The sequence below is a fragment of the Methylobacterium frigidaeris genome (assembly GCF_022179185.1).
GTDB lineage: Bacteria > Pseudomonadota > Alphaproteobacteria > Rhizobiales > Beijerinckiaceae > Methylobacterium > Methylobacterium frigidaeris.
On the sequence record NZ_BPQJ01000028.1, the window covers coordinates 23,673 to 46,593 of the forward strand.

General features: G+C 66.8%; 21 protein-coding genes and 2 pseudogenes. 9 read left to right on the forward strand and 14 right to left on the reverse strand.

The window, feature by feature from the left end; genetic code table 11:
• Window positions 1–17 precede the first annotated feature (17 nt).
• Entirely contained in the window at window positions 18–236 is a 219-nt protein-coding gene (locus MFF64_RS24320; RefSeq protein WP_133123565.1) for a hypothetical protein, read from the reverse strand.
• A gap of 129 nt (window positions 237–365) precedes the next feature.
• Between MFF64_RS24320 and MFF64_RS24325 the strand changes: the two are divergent.
• A pseudogene (locus MFF64_RS24325) lies at window positions 366–770 on the forward strand (alpha/beta fold hydrolase); the annotation flags it as partial.
• A gap of 404 nt (window positions 771–1,174) precedes the next feature.
• On the opposite strand, the gene MFF64_RS39030 reads toward MFF64_RS24325, so the two are convergent.
• A complete protein-coding gene (locus MFF64_RS39030; RefSeq protein WP_238192645.1) occupies window positions 1,175–1,516 on the reverse strand; it encodes a hypothetical protein in 342 nt (113 codons plus the stop codon).
• Between the two features lie 46 nt (window positions 1,517–1,562).
• Between MFF64_RS39030 and MFF64_RS24335 the strand changes: the two genes are divergently transcribed.
• The gene (locus MFF64_RS24335; RefSeq protein ID WP_238192646.1) at window positions 1,563–1,874 is read left to right on the forward strand and encodes a hypothetical protein; all 312 of its coding nucleotides are present in this window, start codon (window positions 1,563–1,565) and stop codon (window positions 1,872–1,874) included.
• Window positions 1,875–2,074: 200 nt separating this feature from the next.
• On the opposite strand, the gene MFF64_RS24340 is transcribed toward MFF64_RS24335, so the two are convergent.
• Window positions 2,075–2,359, reverse strand: a complete 285-nt coding sequence (locus MFF64_RS24340) for a SemiSWEET family sugar transporter (protein WP_238192647.1) — start codon at window positions 2,357–2,359, stop codon at window positions 2,075–2,077.
• A complete protein-coding gene (locus MFF64_RS24345) occupies window positions 2,356–2,664 on the reverse strand; it encodes a SemiSWEET family sugar transporter (RefSeq protein ID WP_238192648.1) in 309 nt (102 codons plus the stop codon). The genes MFF64_RS24340 and MFF64_RS24345 overlap by 4 nt, the downstream gene beginning before the upstream one ends.
• A gap of 696 nt (window positions 2,665–3,360) precedes the next feature.
• Between MFF64_RS24345 and MFF64_RS24350 the strand changes: the two genes are divergently transcribed.
• Together MFF64_RS24350 and MFF64_RS24355 are read left to right on the forward strand one after the other, a co-directional pair.
• Window positions 3,361–4,347, forward strand: a complete 987-nt coding sequence (locus MFF64_RS24350) for an NAD(P)/FAD-dependent oxidoreductase (RefSeq protein ID WP_238192649.1) — start codon at window positions 3,361–3,363, stop codon at window positions 4,345–4,347.
• Between the two features lie 1,046 nt (window positions 4,348–5,393).
• Complete coding sequence (locus MFF64_RS24355) at window positions 5,394–8,222, forward strand: hybrid sensor histidine kinase/response regulator (RefSeq protein ID WP_238192650.1); 2,829 nt, start codon at window positions 5,394–5,396, stop codon at window positions 8,220–8,222.
• Between the two features lie 234 nt (window positions 8,223–8,456).
• Here MFF64_RS24355 and MFF64_RS24360 read toward each other — a convergent pair whose 3' ends face one another.
• From MFF64_RS24360 to MFF64_RS24365, 3 genes are all read right to left on the reverse strand, one after another.
• Window positions 8,457–8,825: a hypothetical protein gene (locus MFF64_RS24360; protein ID WP_238192651.1), complete on the reverse strand. Its 369-nt coding sequence runs from the start codon at window positions 8,823–8,825 to the stop codon at window positions 8,457–8,459.
• A gap of 565 nt (window positions 8,826–9,390) precedes the next feature.
• Window positions 9,391–9,753 carry a phosphatidylserine decarboxylase gene (locus MFF64_RS38185; protein ID WP_369010718.1) on the reverse strand — a complete coding sequence of 121 codons (363 nt, stop codon included), beginning with the start codon at window positions 9,751–9,753 and terminating at the stop codon, window positions 9,391–9,393.
• 144 nt (window positions 9,754–9,897) lie between these two features.
• Window positions 9,898–10,194: a hypothetical protein gene (locus MFF64_RS24365; protein ID WP_238192652.1), complete on the reverse strand. Its 297-nt coding sequence runs from the start codon at window positions 10,192–10,194 to the stop codon at window positions 9,898–9,900.
• A gap of 290 nt (window positions 10,195–10,484) precedes the next feature.
• Here MFF64_RS24365 and MFF64_RS24370 point away from each other — a divergent pair, with 290 nt between their 5' ends.
• Entirely contained in the window at window positions 10,485–11,417 is a 933-nt protein-coding gene (locus MFF64_RS24370; protein WP_238192653.1) for a YihY/virulence factor BrkB family protein, read from the forward strand.
• A 266-nt stretch (window positions 11,418–11,683) separates the two neighbouring features.
• Here MFF64_RS24370 and MFF64_RS24375 read toward each other — a convergent pair whose 3' ends face one another.
• The 6 genes and pseudogenes from MFF64_RS24375 to MFF64_RS24400 all read right to left on the reverse strand — a co-directional run bounded on the left by MFF64_RS24375 (window position 11,684) and on the right by MFF64_RS24400 (window position 17,500).
• The gene (locus MFF64_RS24375) at window positions 11,684–12,217 is read right to left on the reverse strand and encodes a UCP034077 family protein (RefSeq protein ID WP_238192654.1); all 534 of its coding nucleotides are present in this window, start codon (window positions 12,215–12,217) and stop codon (window positions 11,684–11,686) included.
• A gap of 112 nt (window positions 12,218–12,329) precedes the next feature.
• On the reverse strand, window positions 12,330–12,713 hold the full coding sequence (locus MFF64_RS24380) for a response regulator (protein WP_238192655.1): 384 nt from the start codon (window positions 12,711–12,713) through the stop codon (window positions 12,330–12,332).
• A gap of 1,087 nt (window positions 12,714–13,800) precedes the next feature.
• A pseudogene (locus MFF64_RS24385) lies at window positions 13,801–14,107 on the reverse strand (transposase); the annotation flags it as partial.
• Between the two features lie 203 nt (window positions 14,108–14,310).
• Window positions 14,311–15,429, reverse strand: a complete 1,119-nt coding sequence (locus MFF64_RS24390; RefSeq protein WP_238192656.1) for a CaiB/BaiF CoA transferase family protein — start codon at window positions 15,427–15,429, stop codon at window positions 14,311–14,313.
• 36 nt (window positions 15,430–15,465) lie between these two features.
• Window positions 15,466–16,236, reverse strand: a complete 771-nt coding sequence (locus MFF64_RS24395) for an SDR family NAD(P)-dependent oxidoreductase (RefSeq protein WP_099903080.1) — start codon at window positions 16,234–16,236, stop codon at window positions 15,466–15,468.
• A gap of 46 nt (window positions 16,237–16,282) precedes the next feature.
• A complete protein-coding gene (locus MFF64_RS24400) occupies window positions 16,283–17,500 on the reverse strand; it encodes an ABC transporter substrate-binding protein (protein ID WP_099903082.1) in 1,218 nt (405 codons plus the stop codon).
• Between the two features lie 240 nt (window positions 17,501–17,740).
• Between MFF64_RS24400 and MFF64_RS24405 the strand changes: the two genes are divergently transcribed.
• Window positions 17,741–18,499, forward strand: coding sequence for an IclR family transcriptional regulator (locus MFF64_RS24405; protein ID WP_238192657.1), 759 nt, complete (start codon window positions 17,741–17,743; stop codon window positions 18,497–18,499).
• On the opposite strand, the gene MFF64_RS24410 is transcribed toward MFF64_RS24405, so the two are convergent.
• Window positions 18,481–19,326: an AraC family transcriptional regulator gene (locus MFF64_RS24410; RefSeq protein ID WP_093570954.1), complete on the reverse strand. Its 846-nt coding sequence runs from the start codon at window positions 19,324–19,326 to the stop codon at window positions 18,481–18,483. The two genes, MFF64_RS24405 and MFF64_RS24410, sit on opposite strands and share 19 nt — an antisense overlap.
• Before the next feature lie 180 nt (window positions 19,327–19,506).
• Between MFF64_RS24410 and MFF64_RS24415 the strand changes: the two genes are divergently transcribed.
• Genes MFF64_RS24415 through MFF64_RS24425 form a run of 3 tightly spaced genes read left to right on the forward strand, consistent with a single transcriptional unit; the run spans window position 19,507 to window position 22,917 of the window.
• On the forward strand, window positions 19,507–21,084 hold the full coding sequence (locus tag MFF64_RS24415; RefSeq protein ID WP_238192658.1) for an ABC transporter substrate-binding protein: 1,578 nt from the start codon (window positions 19,507–19,509) through the stop codon (window positions 21,082–21,084).
• A 5-nt stretch (window positions 21,085–21,089) separates the two neighbouring features.
• Window positions 21,090–22,082, forward strand: a complete 993-nt coding sequence (locus tag MFF64_RS24420; RefSeq protein ID WP_425324310.1) for an ABC transporter permease — start codon at window positions 21,090–21,092, stop codon at window positions 22,080–22,082.
• Window position 22,083: 1 nt separating this feature from the next.
• Window positions 22,084–22,917, forward strand: a complete 834-nt coding sequence (locus MFF64_RS24425) for an ABC transporter permease (RefSeq protein WP_099900296.1) — start codon at window positions 22,084–22,086, stop codon at window positions 22,915–22,917.
• The last annotated feature ends 4 nt before the right edge of the window (window positions 22,918–22,921 follow it).

Below are 22,921 nucleotides of genomic sequence, written 5' to 3' on the forward strand. Positions count from 1 at the left end.
TGACGTGCTGGCCCGGGTCAGGAGCTGGTGGTCCAGTCCCTGGCCCAGTCTTCGAAGATGTAGGATACCAGAGGGCAGTATGCGGCGCGTGGCAAGCCGACGATCCGTCCGAGCACTGCGATATGTCGCGTTTCGTACCAACCGGGCTGGTACTTGCGCGGCGGGCAGCCGAGCAGGCGAGTCACGCCTGCGTCGAAATCCGCCAGCAAGCCGTCACAGTCGAGATAGAGCTGCATCACCTCGCCAACGCACCCGCCCCACGGTGGGATCCGCCGCAGCGGGGAGACGTTGCCCACGCCCGCCGCGCAGGCCCGAGGCATCCTTGTCGAGGCATCCTTGCCACGCACCGTCTTCCTGGTTCCGTAATGGCAACCTGGCCCGATCCCGAACTCTCCATGGTCCCTCTGCCGGGCGTGACCCTGCACGTCGCCGCGGCCGGCCCGGCGGATGGGTCGCTGACGATCCTGCTGCACGGCTTTCCCGAAGCGTGGTTCGCCTGGCGGCACCAGATCGGCCCGCTCGCCGCCGCGGGACTGCGGTTGTTGGCGCCCGACCTGCGCGGCTACAACCGCAGCGCCAAGCCGCGGGAGATCGCCGCCTACCACCTCGACCGCGTCGCCGACGACGTGCTGGCCCTGGCCGACCGGCACGGCGCCGAGCGGGTGCGGCTCGTCGGGCACGACTGGGGCGGCATCATCGGCTGGTAGCTCGCCACGCGCTCGCCCGAGCGGATCGACCGGCTCGCGATCCTGTATGCGCGCCGCCACCCGCACGAGGAGCCGGAGAGGGTGGCGGCGGAGCTGACGGCCTTCCTGACCGGATAAGGCCGGACCGGCGCGAGGTCCTGGCAGCGTCCGTGCTCTTCCTCGCGCGGGGGGGTCGGCGCGCAAGTGACGAGACGCCCGAGACGGAGAGGTTCATGACGCACGCGGTCCTGCTCGGCGATTCCGTCTTCGACAACGGCGCCTATGTGCGCGGCGGCCCCGATGTCGTACGCCAGCTGCGCGCCCTCCTGTCCGGCGGGCGAGCGACACTGCTCGCGGCCGACGGGGCAGTGCTGGCGGACGTGCCGGGTCAGCTCGCCGGCCTGCCGGACGACGCGACCCACCTCGTTGTCAGTGCGGGCGGCAACGACGCCCTAAGGGCGTCAGGCGTGCTCGAGGGGCTGGCGCGCTCACTGCCGGAGGTGCTCGATCGGCTCGCCGCCGCGCAAGATCGCTTCCGAGCGGAGTACCGCGCGATGCTGGACGCCGTGCTGGCGCTTGGGCTCCCGACGGCCATCTGCACCATCTACGATCCGCGCTATCCCGATCCGGTCCGCCGACGCCTGGCTGCGACGGCCCTGGCGATCCACAACGATGTCGTGACGCGCGAGGCGGCCGCGCGGAGCCTCACGCTCCTCGACCTGCGGGTGCTGTGCGGCGAGGATGCGAACTTCGCCAACCCGATCGAGCCGTCGGTTCAGGGCGGCGAGAAGATCACGGCAGCAATCGCGACGTTCCTGCGCGAGGAGCATCGGCAGGCACGCAGCACCATCTTCGCGAGGCCTTGGGGCGCCTTTGATGGAACGCTACCTGATCCAGATTCTCCTGCCTCTGTCCGACAATCAGGGGCGGCCCTTTGCCAAAGCAGAGTACGTCCGCGTGCGCGAGAAGCTGACGCGTCAGTTCGGCGGCCTGACAGCTTTCACGCGCAGCCCTGCCAAAGGCTTCTGGCAGGAAGGAAGCTGTACATCTCACGACGACATCGTGGTGTTCGAGGTCATGGTGGAGGTCCGCGATCCAGTCTGGTGGGCCAAGTACCGGCAGGAGCTAGAGACAAGCTTCCGGCAGGACAGCGTGGTGGTGCGGGCGCAGCCCATCCAGTTCCTGTGAGCAGAGCGCAGGTGGTGTGTCCCACTCGGGTTAGATGAGGGTCGCGTGGGGCCGGTGCGAGGCTGGCACTTGTCCGGCACTGAGCCACATTCGGTGTACTTCGTGGCCGTATCTCTTCAGTAGATCCAAATGACGGGCGAGAGTGAATTGTTAGTCCCGTTACTCACCGCCCATGGTATCGGCAGCCGCCAAAGGGAAGGCTAAGCTCCTTTGCGGCGTGGCGTGGTAGTCCTGAGTTTCAGGAACAGAATCACACCGCTGAGTCCCAGGTTCAGCACGTTAAAAATGACTATAGGCCAGCTTCTGATCACCAAGCCGTACCCGAGCCATAAGACGAACGCGACTGAGATGATGACGTACATTCGCGTCGAGATCGCTTTCGTTTCACCGTCACGCCACGCCTTCACAACCTGAGGGACGAAGCTTCCCGTCGTACATAGGCCCGCGACTATGCCGAGCAGGCCTATCGCCCAATCCCACGTCATCTTGCGCTCCGTTCTGCGCAAAACCGGCCTTTCGGGTCTGGACAAAGTCCCAGTGCCTGAAGCTTGAAGACCAGTATGGCGCCGCCGAGCAGGAGGTTGAGCAGGTTGGACACGATGAGGGGAACGCTTCCAAGCGCGGCCCCGTAAGCGAGCCACAGCACGAAGCCGGCCAGCCGCAGGACGTACATCTTCAGCGAAATCGCGATGCAATCCCGCTCTCGCCAGATCTTCACGACCTGCGGAACAAACGCGTAGGTGGACACACACCCCGCAACAAAACCGAGTATCAGTGGAAAGTGGATCAACAGCGACTCTCGCGCTATGGTGCATATTGCCGAACGGCTTCGGCTTGACAAGGTTCCGTTTCGCCCGAACAATCACGCGGACGACGTTCGGGTTTCACGTGTGACCCGCGCCTACGCTGCATAGCTCTGCTTGGGACCCACTGTGCGGCATTAAATGATCTGCCTCCATGAAATTGTTTCATCAGCTAGTTTTGTTAATTAGGTCCTGTCGATAGCCCTCGAGCTCCTGTACCGCCAAGGATGCGCTACTTCGCTGCAACTCGCGGCGTCAGCGATGAGAAATTATACGTTTTTTCAGTTTGCCGCTTTGTCGCCGTTCCTCATTTTAATGCGTCGCATTCACAAAGGCGGGCTGCGCAGCCTCAGTGGATGGCACCTGAGTCTAGCGCAGCGGCACCTTGCGCAAACTCGGACTCCGATCAACAGCTGCACATAGCGCGTCCGTGCCGATGATCAGCATGTCACCCTGGCTCTGGATGAAGACGTGATGCAGTACACATCCATGGAGCTACGTATGTACTTAGGATATGTCCACCTAGTTGCCGTGCTGCGCCGCCGGTACTTGGGGCGACCTGAGCGCCGGACGGACGCGACCGCCTTGCTCAGCCCGGCTTGCATCGACACGGGCCCATGGAACCGGTGCAGGCCGCGCCGGGTCATCCCAATGCGCTTACACTCCTCCGGACGGGTTGGCCGATGGCAGGGCACTGGGCCGCTGGTGTGGACGGGATGCTCGACTGCGTGATCATCGGCGGAGGGCCAGCCGGTCTGACGGCCGCGCTCTACCTCGCACGCTTCGGTCGTCGCTTCCTTGTCGTGGATGCCGGGAACTCCCGCGCTTCCTGGATCCCAACCAGCCACAACATTCCGGTTTTCGCCGACGGCATTTCCGGTCGCGAGATCCTCGCCCGTCAGCGCGAGCACCTCGCCCGATACGGAGCGCAGGTCACCAGGGGGACGGTTACTGCGTTGCGGAAGGGCGAGGGTGGGTTCGCCGCAAGGTTCGCTGACGGGGCAGGCTACCTGCGGGAGGTCTGGGCGTCCCGAGTGCTTCTCGCAACAGGCGCGGACGACGTGGAGCCTGACCTCCCAGACCTGCCGGGCGCCGTCCGTCACGGCCTCGTGCGCTACTGCCCGATCTGCGACGGCTACGAGGCGCGTGGCAAGAGCATCGCGGTTGTCGGCTACGGCGATAGAGGCCTGGGCGAGGCTGTCTTCGTCGTCCGCACCTACTCGAACGACGTGACGCTTCTGACACTGGGGCGCGGGATGGACCTCGACGCGGGCCAGCGCGAGCGCGTGGGCAAGCACGGCATCAAGGTCATCCACGAGCCGGTGACCGAGATCGCCATCGAGGGCGGCAGAATTACGCTGCTACGTACGGCAGAGGGAGAGGAGCACCGTTTCGAGGTGCTCTACTCGGCCCTCGGGCTGAGGCTCCACTCCGAGCTCGCAGTCGGGCTGGGGGCCGAGCACGATGGCACGGGCGCCCTCGTAGTCGACGAGCACAACCGCACGACAGTGCCGGGCCTGTACGCGGCCGGCGGTGTCGTACGCGGGCTCGACCAGGTCGTCGTTGCGATGGGCCACGGCGCGGTTGCCGCGACCGACATCCACAACCGGTGCGAACTGCCCACCGAGGAAGAGGTCGACAGACCCGAACGCAAGGCAGGTGAGGTCTGAAGCTCGCAGCTGTCGAGGATGCCGCAGGCGTTCACCCAAACCCTTCTTCACGGCCGGTGTTGGTCCGAGGTGCGCCGCACAGAATGAGCGGGGCCAGGCGCAAGGGCGGCATCAGGACGGTCGAACACGTTCACCGTTGCCCTTACATGCTGCGGCTCCACGAGATGCTCACCGACCTACCCTTGTCGGTTATCCCGGTCCTGGCGGATGCGCTATCCAGCCGACTGGTTGCCTCCGAGTGCGAAGCCGGGACTGCCGGGGCTCCAGCGAAGACGCTCAGCGCTATCTCGCAGGCGGGCCTCACTGCAGGGGACACCACTCTGCGCCCTTGGTTCCCGATGTGACGTGGACACTTAAAGAGAGTTGGTTTCGTGAGTTCAGCACAGCCCCCATTCCGGTTCCTGGTTGCCGAGAGTGAGACGCCCGAGGCCCGCAAGGAGCGCCGGAATAGCGTGGGCCGCTCGTCCGGCGAGACCTACCTCGACATCCTGAGGAGGCTCGCGCCCGGCGCCCTCTGCGACTGCATCCAGCCAGCCGACGCCGATGCCGCGCTGCCCCCTCGCGCAGCCCTGGCCGGGTACGACGCCGTGTTCCTCATCGCTGTTGCAGGGAGCCGTCCATCAGCACGGTTCGCCACTGGCGCAGCATGGAGGGCTGGATCCCGAGTTCCGCGGCTACTACGGCATGGGTACGCTCGGCGAAACCGTGCGCTCGATCCTCGCCCTCGCGGCTACCCTACAAACCCGGCACCATTATTAAAGCCGGGCGGGACGTGGACTACTACCTCGACGAGTTCCAGGGCTACTGAGCGCGTCGGGCCACGATGGACGCCCTGCTCCGTGAACTGGCATCGCCCACGCCTCGTCGAGTTCGATCTGCTCCAGGGTCACGTCCGGGTCCGACGGCTGCATCGTGTCGCCCCTCGTTGAACGGTTCTAGCGGACCGATGTTTGGTGGCATAAATCCGGCTCAACCAGCTTGCCCCCAACCCGCTGCCGCACCGGTCCCATGGGCAACTTCCATGGCTCGGCGAGTTTCTTATGCACATGGATGTCGAAGTCAGATCCACCCTCCCGCACACCCCTGTCACGACGTCTGAAAGGGTCACACGCGCGCGCGATTGGAGCGCGACGCCGCTGGGGCCGCCAGAGAGCTGGCCGGTCGCGTTGCGGACCCTCTGCGATGTCATCGATGGCTCCGCCCAGCCGATGTTCATTGTCTGGGGAGCGCAGCGCATCCTCCTCTACAACCAGCCCTACGCCGCCATCCTTGCTGACAAGCATCCAGCGGCGCTCGGGCACGACTTCCTCGATGTCTGGTCCGAGATCGCGTGGGACCTGACGCCCGTCGTCGAGCGCGCCTACTCCGGCGAGGCCGTCCAGATGGACGATATCACGCTTGTCATGCACCGCAACGGCGTCTCGAAGGAGGCTCACTTCTCCTTCTCCTACACCCCGATCCGAGGCGAGGACGGGCAAGTCGCCGGCTTCTTCTCCGCCTGCCTGGAAACCACCGAGCAGGTGCTGGCCGAACGCCAGCGCCAGTTCGTCGCCGACAGGGTGCGGGCAGCCCTCGCGATCAAGACGGTCGGCATCATCCACTGGGGACCGCAATTCGGTCTGACTGATGTGAACGAGGCGTTCCTGACAATGAGCGGCTTCTCGCGGGAGGAGGCTCTCGGCAAGACTTGGCAGGAACTGACGCCGAAGGAGTTCTGGCACGCCTCGGAGCGCGCCGTCGAACAGGTGCTCACCCTCGGCGAGGCGGTTCCGTACGAGAAGCAATACTACCGCAAGGACGGATCCCGTTGGTGGGGCCTGTTCGCGCCACGCAAGGTCGAGGATGGCGTCATCGAGTTCGTGCTCGAAGTGACCGAGCGCAAGGAAGCCGAGGAGCGGCTGCGGGATCGCGAGCAGCGCCTGCAACTCATCCTCGATTCGGCCACCGACTACGCCATTCTCACGCTCGACCCGGAGCGCCGGGTGACGAGCTGGTCGCCCGGAGCGGCGCGCACCTTCGGCTACGAGGCACAGGAGATCGTCGGGAGATCGGGCGATGTTCTCTTCACGCCGGAGGATCGCAAGGCCGGCGTGCCCGAGGAGGAGGCCTCTACGGCCAGGCGGGACTGCCACGCCCCGGACGTGCGCTGGCACCAGCGCAAAGACGGCAGTCGCGTCTTCGTCAGCGGATCCAACAACGTCCTGCGCGACCCTTCCGGCTTGGAGATCGGCTTCCTCAAGGTGGCCCGCGACGAGACGGAGCGGCGTCGCGCCGAGGAGGAGGTGCGCGAGACCGAGGAGCGCTACCGGCTCGCGGCGCACGCCACCAACGACGCGATCTGGGACTGGAACTTGGCCACGGATCACATTCGCTGGAACGAGGCCGTAAAGACGCTCTTCGGCTCCCAGCCAGAAGAGGTCGGGCCATCCGGCGCGTGGTGGAAGGCGAAGATCCACCCCGATGACCGTGCCAGGGTTGTCGCCGGCATCACGGCCGCCATCGAGGGCGAGAGCGATACCTGGACGGCCGAGTACCGGTTCGAGCGCCGAGACGGCACGTACGCGGACATCCTGGACCGTGGCACGGTATTGCGGGACCGCTGCGGCCGGGCCGTGCGCATGGTGGGCGCGATGCACGATCTCTCTTCCCATAAGCAGGGCGAAGCCATGCTACGCCAGCTCAACGAGACGCTGGAGCATCGGGTTGTCCAGGAGGTCGCCTCCCGCCTGAAGACCGAGGACGCGTTGCGCCAGAGCCAAAAGCTGGAGGCCATCGGTCAACTCACAGGCGGCGTCGCCCATGACTTCAACAACCTGCTCACTGTCATCCGTGGGGCGGCGCAGATGCTGTGTCGGCCGACCCTCGCGGAGGAGCGCCGGCAACGCTATGCCGAGGCCATTTCCGAGACGGCGGACCGCGCCGCCAAGCTGACCAGCCAGCTCCTCGCCTTCTCGCGCAGGCAGGCACTCAAGCCCGAGGTCTTCAACGTCGGGCAGCGGGTCGATGCCATCGCCGACATGCTGCGCACCGTCGTGGGCTCTCGTGTTGAACTGACCACGCACACCGAGTGCGAGATCTGCTACGTCGAAGCCGATCCGAGCCAGTTCGAGACGGCTCTCGTGAACATGGCCGTCAACGCGCGCGACGCGATGGATGGGAACGGCCAACTCAGAATCACAATCGAACCGGCTAAAATCATCCCGGGCGTCAGGGGACACAGCGCCGCCGAGGGTGAGTTCGTCGCCGTGTACGTGACCGACACGGGCACGGGCATCCCTCCGGAGAAGCTGGCGCAGATCTTCGAACCGTTCTTCACCACGAAGGAGGTTGGGAAGGGAACGGGTTTGGGCCTTAGCCAGGTCTACGGCTTCGCCAAGCAGTCCGGGGGCGAGGTTGGGGTGGATAGCACGCCGGGCGAGGGTACGACGTTCAAGATCTACCTGCCTCGGGTCCCTGCCGCCGTCGCCGAGGCGGCCCTGGAGAGCGCGGCCACCGACGAGGCGCGCGGGCACGGTCACGTGCTGGTGGTTGAGGACAACGAGCAGGTCGGGCAGTTCTCCACGCAGCTCCTGATCGAGCTCGGCTTCGAGACCACCTGGGCCCCGAACGCCGAGGCCGCGCTGCGCCTTCTTGAGAAACATCCGGGCCGGTACGCGGCCGTGTTCTCGGACGTGGTCATGCCGGGAATGAATGGGGTCGAACTCGGCAAGGAGATCCGCAGGCGTATGCCGGACCTGCCGGTGGTGCTGACCAGTGGCTACAGCCACGTTCTCGCCCAGGAGGGGAGCCACGGCTTCGAGTTGCTGCACAAGCCCTACGCCATCGAGGACCTCACGCGGGTCCTGCGCAGCGCCATCCGCCAGCGCGCCGCTTGAAGCTGCGAGCCAACCATGGCCTAGGCCAAGTCCCGGCCGCTTGGCTCGAAGGCGATCCTACCAGGATGGGACACTGCACGAGGCGCAAGCTGCCACGCCTGACATGCCGCTCGATGGACCTCCTACCTCACCCGCTTGAGGAGGCCTCCGTTGGTGAACCGGCCGAACCACAGCCTGACCGTTCCTCCTGGAAGGGCCGAGGGCCGGCCTCACACGAAGCCGGCCCTCGATAGCCTAGTCGTAAGGATCGAAGGCCGGACCATAACCGTATCCGACCGGGCGAGGCCCGAACCGGCGCGGGCCGTAGTAGCCGTCGCGCTCCACCACGACGTCTCGCACGACCGGACGAGGCCGGTACACAACCGGGCGCTCCTCGACGACCTCACGGACGACCCGGCGGGCGGGACGTTCGACGACCACCTCGCGCACGACCTCGCGCTGTGGAACGACGACGCGGCGCTCTACCACCGTGCGTCGGGTCACCACGGTCCGAGGCGCAACGTAATCGTCATAGCCGTAGTCCGACGCCTGGGATGCCGTGGCGACTAGGAGGGTGCCGCCGGCGATGGCTGCCCCGAGGGCTGCAAGTGCGATCTTCCTCATGCTCTCGTTCACCGCGGTTGAAGAATAGAGCCGCATGACGCGGCCTCTCAAGGAAACGCCCGTAGGTGCCATTTGGCTGAGTCCGCGACGTTCTCGCGCGTCCCGCCGAGCGGACGTGGTCGGAACGGGCGGGTTCGAGGTCGGGTCGTCCAGAGACCCCACCCGGGAGAATGGCCCTTTTTGGTGACGGCTGCCGTCTTGGCTATGCGCGGAGCCACGGGTCACTGCTCGATGAAGACCGCTCTTCACCACGTCTGACGTTGGCTCCGTTGGGCCGGCCTCGCGCGCTTGATGTTACCTAGCTGCGAGGAATAGGTTGTTCATCGCCGCGCTTCTCTCGAACGGCTTCGGACCGTCGCCGGGATCGGCGCAGCGGTAGATGAGTTCTCGGCGCCCCATGTGTATCCGGATGCGGGTTTCGCTGAGACCAACCATCAACTTTTTCGCTGGGGACATACGCGACGAGGTCCAAGAGGGCCGGGACGCAGCAAGCGGCAACCGACTCGCCGGGGTACAAGTAACTCTCGGCGCGGCCTACTCACCCTTGAGCGTAGTGGCGATGGGCTCACCGAGGCGAACGATGGTCTCCATGCCCTCTGGCGTATGAGCCAAGATGTCGGCGGCCAGCCCCAAGCACCCGGCTCGCCGAAGATGGCGACCGCCAAGCCGCAGAACTTGGACACAGACTTCTGCGCGCCGCGCGCGAAAGGCTGATCGAGCGGGCGCCGAACTCTACGAACCCGAGCCGGCCGAAGTTCTTTGTCTCCAGGATGTTCACCTGGCGCTCGTTGCGGATGTAAGGGTCGGGCATGTTCTGCACGGCCGGCCAGGTGACCGTCCAGAGGCTGCGCCCCACCAGCTGGTGGTCGACGGTGCGGCCATCGTCCAGGTAGTGGACGTGGTGGTAGTCCACGGGCGAGAGCCGCATCAGGGTGTCGTGCCCCCGGACGCCTCGCTATATGTGTCTGAAGTTGGCCATTAAGTGGACTCGCGCAAAGTCAAAATCGAACGTCCGCTAATGGCAGATTTTGTTAAGAAACTCAATGGCAGCGCCTGTGGCCTCGTTTCACGTCTAGGCCATGAAAACAATCATCTTCTGTTGATGCGGCGGGTAAGCTTTTGCGCCCCGTCGAGCTGTTTCAGAAAGTAATTTTTTCGTTGCGCTTTGTATAGGATGCTGCTTTGGCTGGTTGTGGATTTTTTCAACACAATCGGCGCACACCACCTTCCCGCGCATCACGGCGACACTCTTGGCGTGACACTCTCGCGGATCCATGTCCGGGAACAGCAGACCGTCCGGGCACTGGTCGGTGTTAATGACGACAATCGCGCCGGCTGGAGAATGGCTTGTTGGCGTGCCCTGTCGCATTGTATCTTATTGTTTCCAATAAAGGCAGGAGGAGCACGTATGAGGTCACACGATCTCCGTGATATCGCCTTAACATCTCCGTCACTTAAGGTGACGATGCATTGAATACTTGCTAAGAAAGAATTGATCAATCAGTAATATCGTTCAGTTATTGCTCGACAAGCCGGACAAGATGTGGGCATTCTCCCGAATGGGAAGTAAGTACAATCGGCGGTCAAAAATATTATGGGCGTGTGACGCATTGTCACAACTTAAGATGTGTTCTCGGCCGATGATGGTAGAAGGTTTGCTTGAGTGAGTCGGTCTGCGACGCGGCTGAGCCGAGTGCCATCTCTGGAAAGGGCTGGGGCAGCATCCTGCGACGGCTCGCACGCTCGCTGACACGCGACGACATCTGGCTGCGCTCGGCGGGCGTCGCCTTCTACACCCTGCTGGCTGCTGTTCCGGCCCTGGCCGTTCCGGTCTCGGTATACGGCCTGGTCGCCGATCCGGCCGCCGTCCGCGATCCCATCCAGATGCTGGGTGGGTTGCTGCCGCCTGAGACAAGCCGCTTCCTGGCCGATCAGATGCAAGCCGTGGCAACCAGCTCCAGGGTGAACCTCGGTGCGGGGCTCGGCGGCGCCGTTCTCGCCGCACTCTGGGGTGGCCGCTCAGGCGCCTCCGCGATGGTTGCCGCCCTAAACCTGGCTTACGGCGAGTGTGAGCAGCGCAGCTTCCTCCGACGCGAGCAGGTCGTCCTCACAGTTGGGCTGACAACGCTCGCATTCGTCGCGCTGGCCTTTGTCCTGATCGCGTTCCTGCCGCTCGCGGTCGCTGCGCTGCCGACGAATGAGCAGCACACGCTGATCCGGCTCGGACGCTGGCCAGGGCTCGCCACCCTGATGGTGCTGGATCTCGGCCTTCTCTACCGATCTGCGCCGAGTCGGCGACCGGCCAAGTGGCGGTGGGTGAGTGCCGGTGCGGTTGTTGCCACCATCCTATGGCTCGCAGGCTCGACCGGGTTCTCGTTGTATGTTGAGCGTGTCGGCTCCTACAACCACGCCTTCGGCACGCTTGGTGCGGTGATGCTTCTGCTGACCTGGCTGTTTATGTCAGCGTTCGTAGTCTTGCTCGGTGCGGAGCTAAATGCGGAACTGGAGCGTCAGACGACGCGGGATACGACCGAAGGTGCGGAGCGGCCGGAAGGCCAGCGTGGAGCCACCGTAGCCGACACGACACCGTAAGGCGGAGCAAAAGTCCGCCGCCTTGGAATATTGCGGACTGGGGTGAACGTAATAATCTTGTAGATCGCGACCTAATTACAGAAAAAATCATTTTCTTTGCAATACTGTCAGCATTCCCGGATGACGCTCTTTGACAGATCACAAAGCGCCCGTCTGTTGACTGCACCCACGGAGCGCGCTGTCCGACGTCCGCTGTGGCGCCGACGGAGCCGGGACGCTAGCTATGCATCAGGCGCAGTCGCCTGATTGATCGGAGAGGATCTGCCCTAATGGAACGATGGCGGGCGGCGGAAGGGCGGCCGTGCGCGTTTGCTATGCTGCCGACAACCACACCTGCAAGGCTGGGGTGCAAAGATCGTGATGTTGGAGTTGATCTGATAAGCGGCGCTCGGCTTTGTGTTAATGAAGCGCAGCCGAATTGGACTCTCGCCCAATATCGCACCAAAGCTTGGCGTCACCCGCATTGGCAGGCAGGTGTCGAGCGCGAGTGTGGCCGCCTCCACGAAGCGCATCTGAGCGTCGGCATCGCCGGTCAGACGACGTGCTGTGACAAGGGGTTTGCCGCGCAAAGCGCCCGCTTTATTGAGACCGAAGCGGAAGGCGATCAGCGAGCCTTCTGTTCCCGAAGGAACCTGCCAGCAGTTTTCTAACCGCTTGCGGAAGTCCGCCCAGTTGTCTACGGCACCTTGCGCGCGCGCCGGCACCATCCCGAACAGACCAACGACCAGAGGCAGAACGGCAGTAAGGCCGGTGTGGATGCCTAACTTAATTCGCAGTGCTCGAAGGCCAAACCAGGTCATGTCTCCCCTTTCGGCCCATGTCTAGAAAAGAAGAAACTATTGGTGACAGGCTGGGTGAATGTAGCTACCAGGTCGTCAACAGGGACCAAATTCTCTTGCAGAAGACAGTATTTTACTTGTGTGCGACCAACTTTCTCAGCATGGGAGCGAGGGCCCCGACGATGTCGGGCTTGAGGACGAACTCGGCCCCGTCTGGCAGCGGACCCGAGGTCGGGTCTGAATGCCCGGATGTCACAACGACCGCCATCTCAGGCCGGCGCTGACGGGCCTCCTGCGCCAATTCCCACCCGTCAATGGATCCCGGCACGTGCGCGTCGGTGACAAGGGCCGCTGCCGTCTTGAGGGCGGAGAGGAGAGCAAGCCCCTCATCCGTCGTCACCGCTTGGGCGACCTTGAAACCCGCCTCGATCAGGAGCGCCGTGATCGCTTCTCTCTGGTCAGCCTCCTCCTCGACCAAGATGACGACTCGCGGCTGCTCAGGATCAATGTCGGTCATAACTGCCGTTTCCCATCCCGCTACCCACAATCCGCGCCGGTGGCTCAGTGGCACGTGCTGCTTGTCAGCCCCGTCACCATCTTTGTTAGCGATACGGCATCAAGCCCTGCGTCTGCTTGACGGCGTCTGCACAGGATCGATCGCCCTTCGCATTCAAGTCGACGGCTCGCTGCAGCGCCATCTTGGCTTGCGAGGCCTTGTCCTCAGACGATGAACCCCTAGCAGTCGCGGCAGCACCTCCCTGAGCCGCCTCCGCTGCAGCCGTCGGCCGGTTCTCGGACTGGCGGCGAACGTCCTCGGGTGACGTCGCGATCCTGCCGCTGGCGATCGCGTCCGCTTGTCCAGCTCCAGCAGCGGCACCAACCGGGCCGGCCACGCCGCCGACGGTCCCCGGTGTGCCGCCCATCTCGCGAGAGGCACCGCCTTTCTGAGCTCGGTCCGTCTCAGGCGTCCCGACCGGCTGGTCCGCACTACCAGGCGAGGTGGACGCGGTTTTCTGGCCTGCAGTGTCATTCGGTCCCTTGCGCTGGCCGTAATCTGGCTCGGATACGGGAGCTCCCAACCCGACTTGCATGCTCAGATCACGCCGGAGCTTGGCGATGTCGTCCGTGCAGGGACCGCCCTCCTGAGCGAGTAGAGGCGCGGGAAGGAAGCCGATCGTGGTGAAAGCAGCAGCGCTGTAAAGAAGGCAGAGGCGTTTCATCACTGGTCTCCGGTTTGCCTTGCCCCTTCAACTGCTGGGTGAAGTGAGGAGTTCACTTTCGGAAAAACAAACCGTTCGCCAGTCCGCTCAGCGGGCCACGGCGACAGCGCTGCAGTTGCGCCCCGAACCCACCTGATCCTGCTCCCGTACAATCGCCGTGAAGACCCGCACTTCAGCCACCGCCCACTTAATCTCGGAGACACCCTGGAGCTGAGGCGAGAACGTAGGCTGGTTCCGTACGCCGCTCCTATGCGAATCAGCAGGAATGGCAGAGGGGCAATCGACGACCTCGAATGGCCGCTGTTGGGTGCCGAGCGGCCGCTCTGGCGGCATCGGCTGAATGTCTGGAAGTGGCGCTTTCCAGTCCTTGGCATCAGGTTGTGACTCGATGCATGTGCGCCAGTGCGCGGGGCTCAGACGTTTCCCCGGCCGGCCTCCTGCAGGATCAGCGTGTCGAGCGCGAGATCCGCGATCGCCTTACGCAGCCGTTGGCACTCGGTCTCCAACTCCTTCATCCGGCGCACCTGGTCCGACTTCAGCCCGCCGAACTCCTGCGCCAACGATCGTAGGTCACCTCCGTCACGCCGATCGCCCGGATCGCGTCAGCCACGCTCTGTCCCTGCGAGACCAGCACGTCCACCTGCCGCAGCTCGGCCACCACTTCTTCCGGCTTGTACTTCTTCGTTCCCACCATCCCCGGCATACCGGCATCGGTCTGCGCTCGGCTCGACGATCGCATCCGCGCCGACGTCATCGTGCAGAACGCCTTTGACAAGCGCTACACGCAGTAGCTCAACCTGCTGCCGAGCCACGGCCTGACGGCCAAGGCCGCGATCATCATCAAGTTCGCGACGCGGTGATGCCGCGGCGGCCCGCGCCCTCCGGGTGCCGGCCTCAGGGCTTGCCCGAATCAAGGGGCGGCGCCGGCCGCGTCGCGCCGCAGGGCGTGCGCGAGAACCGGACCGGCGGCCGCGTCGCCAGGAGCGGCCCCTCCGTCGGATGGTCGATCGCCTCGAAGAAGCCAGTGGCGGCGAGGTGGGGATCGTCGAGCAGGTCCTCGATCCGGTTGACCCGCGTGCAGGGCACGTCGAGGGGGGCGAGCCGCGAGAGCCACGCCTCGGTCGTGTCCCGGGCGAGGCAGGTGGCGAGGCGCTCGTAGAGGGTGTCGATCATCGCGGCGCGGGCGGCGTCGGACCCGAGGGCCTCCTCCTGCGCCCAATCCTCGCGGCCGGCGGCGCGGAAGACCGCGCGCCAGTGGCTCGCATTGTAGGGCAGGACCGCGATGTGGCCGTCGCGGGTCGGGTAGGGCCGGCGGTGCTTCGAGAGGAGGCGCGCGTAGCCGGACGGGCCGAGGGGCGGCCGGAAGGTGAGGCCGGCGAGATGCTCGACGGCGAGGAACGACACCATGGATTCGAACATCGGCATCTCGATCGCCTGTCCCTCTCCCGTGCGGGCGCGGTGGAACAGGGCGGCGCTGATCGCGGTGGTGACGTAGAGCGACGCGGTCTTGTCGGCCGCGATGGTCGGCGCGTAGCGGGGCTCGCCCCCGGCACGCCGCTCGAGATCGGCCCAGCCCGACGCCGCCTGGACGATGTCGTCGTAGGCCGGCCGGTCGCGGTAGGGCCCGTCCTGGCCGAAGCCGACGATCGCGCAGGTGATCAGCCCCGGATTGATCGTGCGCAGGCGCGCATCGTCGAGGCCGAGCCGGGCGGCGGCCTTCATCCGCATGTTGTGGACGAGGATGTCGGCGCCCCGGACGAGCTCGTCGAACCGGGCGCGGCCGGCCTCCTGCTTCAGGTCGAGGACGACGCTGTCCTTGCCGCGATTGCAGTTGAGGAACGCCGCTCCCATGCCGGGCGAGCGGGCAGGGCCCGGCGCGCGCAGGATGTCGCCGCCCGGTCCCTCGACCTTGACGATCTCGGCGCCGAGCTCGGCGAGGATCTGCGTCGCGAAGGGCCCCGCGACGACCGTGCTCAGGTCGACGACCCTGATGCCTGCGAGCGGACCCGGCATGGCGCTTCTCCCTTCCTCGTACTCGGGCCCCGGCGCTCAGCGCGCCGTGAAGCCGCCATCGACGGGCAGGGCCACGCCCGTCACGTAGGAGGCATCGTCCGAGGCGAGCCAGAGCACCGCGTGGGCGGCCTCCTCCGGCCGGCACAGGCGCCCCATCGGCACCGCGGAGACCATGCGCGCCTCGGCGGCGGCGGCTTCGGCCGGATCGCCCGAGCGGCCGGTGAAGCCGAGCTTCATCGGCGTCTCGGCGAGGCCCGGGCAGACGACGTTCACCCGGACGTTGTCGGGTGCGAAGGTCTGGGCGAGGGACTTCGTCAGCCCGACCACCGCGAACTTGGCAGCCGAGTAGATCGGACTCCACATCGAGCCGACGAGGCCCGAGACGGAGGCGGTGAACACGATCGACCCACCGCCGCGCCGGCGCATGTGCCCGATTGCCTCGCCGGCGGCGAGGGCCGCCGAGGTGACGTTGAGGTCGATGGCGAGCCGGTAGGCCGGCACGTCGAGGTTCTCGATGCCGCCGGGCCCGGGGATGCCGGCATGGGCCCACAGCACGTCGATCCCACCGAGCGCGGCGGCGGCGTCGTGGATCGAGCCCCGCATCTCCTCGGGTTGCGAGAGGTCGGCCCGCACCGTCGCGATGTCATGGCCCTGCGCCGACATGTCGGCGGAAAGCCGCGCGAGCCCCTCGGCGTTCACGTCGATGGCCACGACCCGCGCCCCCTCGCGCAGGAAGAGCTCGACGCCGGCGCGTCCCATCCCGGAGGCCGCGGCCGTCACCACCACGAGCTTGTTCGCCAGTCGCATGGTCGTTGATCCTCAGCTTGCGTCGATGCCGTCGGGGCGGCGCCCGCTACTTCACGAACGGGCATCCGCCGTCCTTCAGGGGACGGAAGGCCTCCGGGCCCGGGATGGTGGCCAGGACCTTGTAGTAATCGTAGGGCTTCTTCGATTCGTCCGGCTTCTTGACCTCGACGAGCATCATGTCGTGCAACACGCGGCCGTCCTCGCGCAACATCGTCTTGCCGAAGAGCGGGTCGTCGAAGGTCCCCGCTTCCCGCATCGCCTTCACCACCGCGCCCCCGTCCTTGGCCGATCCGACCTTTGCGACCGCCCGAAGGAAGGCGATCGTTGCGGAATAGGCGCCAGCCTGGTTCATGGTGGGGTAGCGACCGTTGTTGCGGGCGGCGAAGCGCTCGCCGAAGGCCCGCGTCGCCGCGTTCAGGTCCCAGTAGAACCCTGTCGTCAGGCGCAGGCCCTGGGCGGTGCGCAGGCCCAGCGAATGGATGTCGGAGAGGAATAAGAGCATGCCGGCGAGCTGCTGCCCGCTCTGGACGATGCCGAACTCCGCCGCCTGCTTGATGGCGTTGATCGTGTCGCCGCCCGCATTGGTCAGGCCGATCACCTGCGCCTGCGAGGCCTGGGCCTGCAGCAGGAACGACGAGAAGTCCTTGGCGTCGGTGGGATGGCGCACGGTTCCCGCCACCCGGCCGCCCTCGGCCTTCACCACGGCACTCGCGTCGCGCTCGAGCGCATGGCCGAGCGCGAAATCGGCCGTGATGAAGTACCAGGACTTGCCGCCGGCCTTCGTGATCGCCTCCGCGGTGCCGTGGGCGAGCGCCCAGGTGTCGTAGGTCCAATGCACGGAGTTCGGCGTGCAGGATTTGCCGGTCAGGTCCGAGGAGCCGGACGCGGTGAACAGCGCGACCTTGTTCTTCTCCCGCACGAGCGGCGCGAGGGCGAGGGAGATCGCGCTCGTCGGCATGTCGACGACGGCGTCCACCCCGTCCGAGTCGAACCACTTGCGCGCGATGGTGCTCGAGATATCGGGCTTGTTCTGAGCGTCGGCCGCGACGACCTCGACCGCAAGGCCCTTCGCCTCCGGCAGCTTGGCGAAATCCTCCACGGCCATCCGGGTCGCCTCGGCGGCCCCGGCGCCGCCGATATCCGAGAAGATCCCGGACATGTCGGCGAGGACGCCGATCTTGACCGGGACCTGCGCCAAGGCGGCCGAAGACAGCGTCGTCGAGGCGGCGAGGGCGAGCGTCCCGAGGGTACGGCGAAGCGACATGCATTCCTCCCTGCGGCGGGCCGACTAGTCGCGGCTGTCCGCATCACGGCACCGATCGTCGCGGCTCGCTAAATTCTTATGGAGGAATTTTTCATTCCTGATTATGAATAAGTCAAGCGCTGTTGGAGGCAGAGGGGGAGGCGGGATGCGTGTGGTGCCCCGAAGCACCGGCCGTTAGGTTGCGCAGCCATGAACCCGGGCGGCGGTCGAACCCCGCACCGGCACGGGGCGACGGGACAGATGCAGGTCAAGCAGGCGGCCAACGTTCTCGAACTGCTGGAGTATTTCGCCGAGCGGCGGCGGCCGGCCACCCTCGCCGAGATCTCGGACGATCTCGGCTGGCCGCGCTCGAGCACGTTCAACCTTGTCGGGACGATCGTCGAGAGGGGCTATCTCTACGAGCCGCGGCCGCGGGCCGGGTACTACCCGACCCCTCGCTGGCTCACGCTCGCCCTCACCGTGGCGGAGGCCGAGCCGCTCCCGGGCGTCGTCGACGACCTCGTGGCCGACGTGGCGGCCGCCACCGGCGAGACCACGGCGGTCGGCACCCTGACCGGCATCCACGCCCTGTTCCTCGTCGTGGCGGAATCCCGGCACCAGGTGCGCTACCACGCCCGGGTCGGCGACCGGGTTCCGGTCCATGCCAGCTCCGCCGGGCGGGCGATCCTCGCCCAGTATCCTGCGGCCTCGCGCGAGGCGATCTACCGCCGGGTCGCGTTCGAGCGCTTCTCCGACACGACGCCGCTGGGCGTGGAGAACGTGGAGCGTGCGCTGCTGGAGGCGGAGGAGCGCGGCTATCACCAGAGCGACTCGGAGTACATCGCCGACCTCGCCGGCGTCGCCCTCCCGCTCCCCCTCGGCGACCGCCGGCTCTCGATCGTCGTCGCGGGGCCGACCTCGCGCTGCCTCGCGCGGCGGCCCGAGACCGCCGCCATCCTGAAGGCGGCCTTGTCCCGCCATGGCCTCGCGGAGCCCGGCCCTCAGGCCCAGTCGAGGTAGGTCCGCGGGCAGGTGCCGAGGACCCGCTTGAACATCGCCGTGAAGGCGCTCGGGCTGTCGTAGCCGACGTCGAGGGCGACGCTGGTGACGGAGGCGCCGCCGCCGAGGCGGGCGAGCGCCTCCATGAGCCGCACCCGCTGCTGCCAGGCCGAGAAGCTCATCCCGGTCTCGCGGCGGAACAGGCGCGTGATCGTCCGGCGGCTCAAGCCCGTGAGGAGCGCCCACTCGTCGAGGGTCCGGGTCTCGCCGGCGCGGGAGAGCACGCTCTCGCAGATCCGGCCGAGACGGTCGTCCTGCGGCACCGCGACGTGGAGCGAGGAGGCGGGCATCCGACCGATCTCCGCGAGCAGGAGGTCGACGAGCCGGCCCTCCCGTCCGTGCTCGTCGTAGAGGACCGGCATCGCCAGCACCTCGGCGAGGAGCGCCCGCAGGAGCGGCGTCGTGCGCACCAGGCGGCAGGCGCCGTGACCGGCCGGCATCGCGTCGGCCTCGACGTAGAGGGTCTGCACCTCCACATCCGCCCATGATCGGGACTGGTGCACCACGCCCGGCGGGATCCACAGCCCGTGATCCGGCGGGACGACGAAGCACCCCTCGTCGGTCAGCATCGCGGTGACCCCGGTGACGCCGAGGATGAACTGCCCGCGCGCGTGGGCGTGCCGGGTGCTGGTGCTGGTATCGGGGTAGAACGCCCCCATCCCGCCCACCCGGCGCGGCACGGCCTGGAGGCTGGCCGAGAGCGCGCGGGCCGCCCGCGGGTCGGCGGCCCGCCGTCCCTGCGGGATCGTCTCGCACCGCTCGGCCTCAAGCGGGAACGGCTTCCTCATCCTGCGCTCCTTGGACGGACGATCGACCAGGCCGGGGGAGGCAACCTGCATACCACGCTCGGCTGCCATCGCAGCCCGCCGGCTGGCCCGATCGCGATACTCGGCGGCCCGGATGCGACGGCGGGCCGGTATTCGCTCGGCTAGGCTCTCACGATCGCTCAACGATCGGGAGAGGCCGGGATGGATCGCCGCCAGTTCACCGGGGGATTGCTCGCCGGCGCCGCGTCCCTGCCGCTCGGCGCGGGACGGGCGGGGGCGCAAGGTCGCGGCGGTACGCTCAACGTCATCATCCAGCCCGAGCCGCCGATCCTCGTCACCGCCCTGAACCAGCAGCAGCCGACGCTGACCCTCGGCGGCAAGATCTACGAGAGCCTGCTCAAATACGCCCCCGACCTGAAGCCGATGCCCGGCATGGCGCGGTCCTGGGAGATCTCGCCAGACGGGCTCACCTACACGTTCCGGCTGTTTCCCGGCATCACCTTCCACGACGGCACGCCGATGACGGCGCAGGACGTCGTGTTCTCGTGCATGACCCTGCTGATGGAGACCCATCCACGGGCGCGCAACACCTTCCGCCGCGTGGCGAGGGCCGAGGCGCCCGATCCCCTGACCGTGATCTTCACGCTGAAGGAGCCCTTCGCGCCGTTCCTCGGCTCGTTCGACTGCACCACCGCGCCGATCGTCCCGAAGCACGTCTACGAGGGCACCGACTTCCGCAAGAACCCGATGAACGACAAGGCCATCGGGTCCGGCCCGTTCAAGCTCAAGGAATGGGTGCGCGGCTCGCACGTCCACCTGGTGCGCCACGAGGGCTACTACCGCAAGGACGAGCCGCACCTCGACGAGATCATCTACCGCGTCATTCCCGACGCGGCGTCGCGCACGCTCGCCCTCGAGAACGGCACGGTGCAGCTCGCGCAATGGTCCGACGTCGAGTTCTACGACGTCGCCCGCCTCAAGGCCCGCCCGAACCTCGCCGTCACCAATGCGGGCTACGAGTACTTCGCGCCGCTGCAATGGCTCGAGATGAACAACCGCGTCGCGCCGCTGAACGACCGGCGTTTCCGGCAGGCGGTGATGCACGCCCTCGACCGCGAGGCGCTCGCCAAGCGCGTCTATTTCGGGCAGGCGAGGGTTGCGACCGGGCCGGTCGCCTCGAAGACGAAGTTCTACGACCCGAACGTCCGCAAGTACGAGTACAGCCTCGACAAGGCGAAGGCTCTGCTCGACGAGATGGGCCTCAAGCCCGGCGCTAACGGCAAGCGGGTCGAGATCAAGTTCCTGGTGCCGCCCTACGGCGAATCCTACCAGCGCTCGGCGGAGTTCTACCGCCAGTCCTTCGCCCGCGTCGGCATCGACCTCGTGCTCGAAGCGACCGACATGGCGGGCTGGGCCTCCCGGATCGGCAACTGGGACTACCAGATGACGACGAACCTGCTCTACCAGCTCGGCGATCCGGCGCTCGGCGTCTCGCGCACCTACGTGACCTCGAACATCGTCAAGGGCATCCTGTTCTCGAACACGCAAGGCTACTCGAACCCCGAGGTGGACCGGCTGTTCGACGAGGCCGCGAGCGCGCTGGACGAGAAGAAGCGCCAGGAGCTCTACACCAGGGTCCAGCAGATCCTGGTCGAGGACGTGCCCGTCGCCTGGACGCTCGAGATCGAGTACCCGATCATCTACGACAGGAGCCTCAAGGACGTCGTGACGACGGCGATCGGCTCGCACGAGACCTTCGGCGCGGTGACGAAGTCGTGACCGGGATCAGGCGCGCCGCCGGAATCGGAATCGCGCTCGGTGCCTGGATCGTCCGGCTCGTCCTGGTGGTCCTGGTGATCGCGACCTTCAACTTCGCGCTGGTGCGGGCCGCGCCCGGCGACCCGGCGCAGGTGATGGCCGGGCAGTCGGGCGGCGCGGACGCCAAGCTGCTCGCCGACCTGCGCGCCGAGTACGGCCTCGACCAGCCCTATGCGGTGCAGCTCGTGCGCCATCTCGGCCGGGTGGTGCGGCTCGATCTCGGCACCTCGACCCAGCAGCGCCGGCCGGTCCTCGACCTGATCCGCGAGCGCCTTCCCGCCACCCTCCTCCTCACGGTCACGGCCTTCACCCTCGCGCTCCTCCTCGGCTCGACCCTCGGCGTGATGGCCGGCCTCGCGGCGGGCAGCGCCGCCGACACCGCCTTCACGGTCCTGTCGCTCGTGCTCTACGCCATGCCGGTGTTCTGGCTCGGGCTGATGCTGGTCCTGGTCTTCTCGGTCTGGCTCGATTGGCTGCCGCCCTTCGGCTACGGCACGATCAACGCCCGGCTCGGCCCCCTGGGCCAGGCCCTCGATCTCCTCAAATACCTCGCGATGCCGGCGGCCTCCCTCGGGGCGATCTACCTCGCGATCTACGCCCGGCTGATGCGGGCCGCGATCATCGAGGTGGCGCAGCAGGACTTCGTGAAGACCGCCCGCGCCAAGGGCCTCACCGGAGCGCAGATCGTCGTCGGGCACATGCTGCGCAACGCCCTCGTGCCGGTGGTCACGGTCGCGGGCATGCAGGCCGGCGCCCTCGTCGGCGGCGCGGTCGTGGTCGAGACGGTGTTCGCCTGGCCGGGGCTCGGCCGGCTCACCTTCGACGCGCTGCTCCAGCGCGACTACCCGGTGATGCTCGGCGTGTTCCTCATCCTCTCGGTCATCGTCATCCTGTTCAACCTCGCGACGGATCTGGCCTACCGGCTCATCGATCCGCGCATGCGGGCGGGGAGCGCCTGAGATGGACGCGCTCAAGGCTTTCCTGCGCCACCCGAGCGGCATGGCCGGGCTCGTGCTCATCCTGGCGGTGCTGGCCCTCGCGGCGAGCGCCCCCGTCCTCTACCCCGAATCCCCCTGGGAGATGGTGGCGACGCCCTTCGCCCCGCCCGGCGAGGACGGGATGCGGCTCGGGGCCGACACCCTCGGGCGCGACGTCGCGGCGGGCATCGCCCACGGGGCCCGGGTCTCGCTCCTCATCGGCGTCGCCTCGGCGCTGGCGGCGCTCGTCATCGGGGTGACGGTCGGGGCGCTCGCCGGCTATGCCGGCGGCGGGCTCGACGCGGCGCTGATGCGCATGACCGAGCTGTTCCAGACGATCCCCGCCTTCGTGCTGGCGATCCTGCTCGTCGCGACCTTCACGCCCTCGCTCGCCACCATCGTCGCCACGATCGGGGCGGTGTCCTGGCCGCCGCTGGCCCGGCTCACCCGGGCCGAGTTCCTGCGCCTGCGACGCCGGGAATTCGTCGAGGCGGCGATCTGCCAGGGCGAGCGCACCGCCAGGGTGGTGTTCGGCCACGTGCTGCCGAACGCGGTCTCGCCGATCCTCGTCACGGCCTCGCTCACGGTGGCGAGCGCGATCCTCATCGAGAGCGCGCTCTCCTTCCTCGGCCTGGGCGATCCCAACATGATGTCCTGGGGCTTCATGGTCGGCTCGGCCCGCAGCTCGATCCGGCAGGCGTGGTGGGCGAGCGTGTTCCCGGGCCTCGCCATCCTCGTCACCGTGCTCGCCATCAACCTGTTCGGCGAGGGCCTGAGCGACGTGCTCAACCCGCGCATCGCGCGGCGCCGGGGCTGACGAC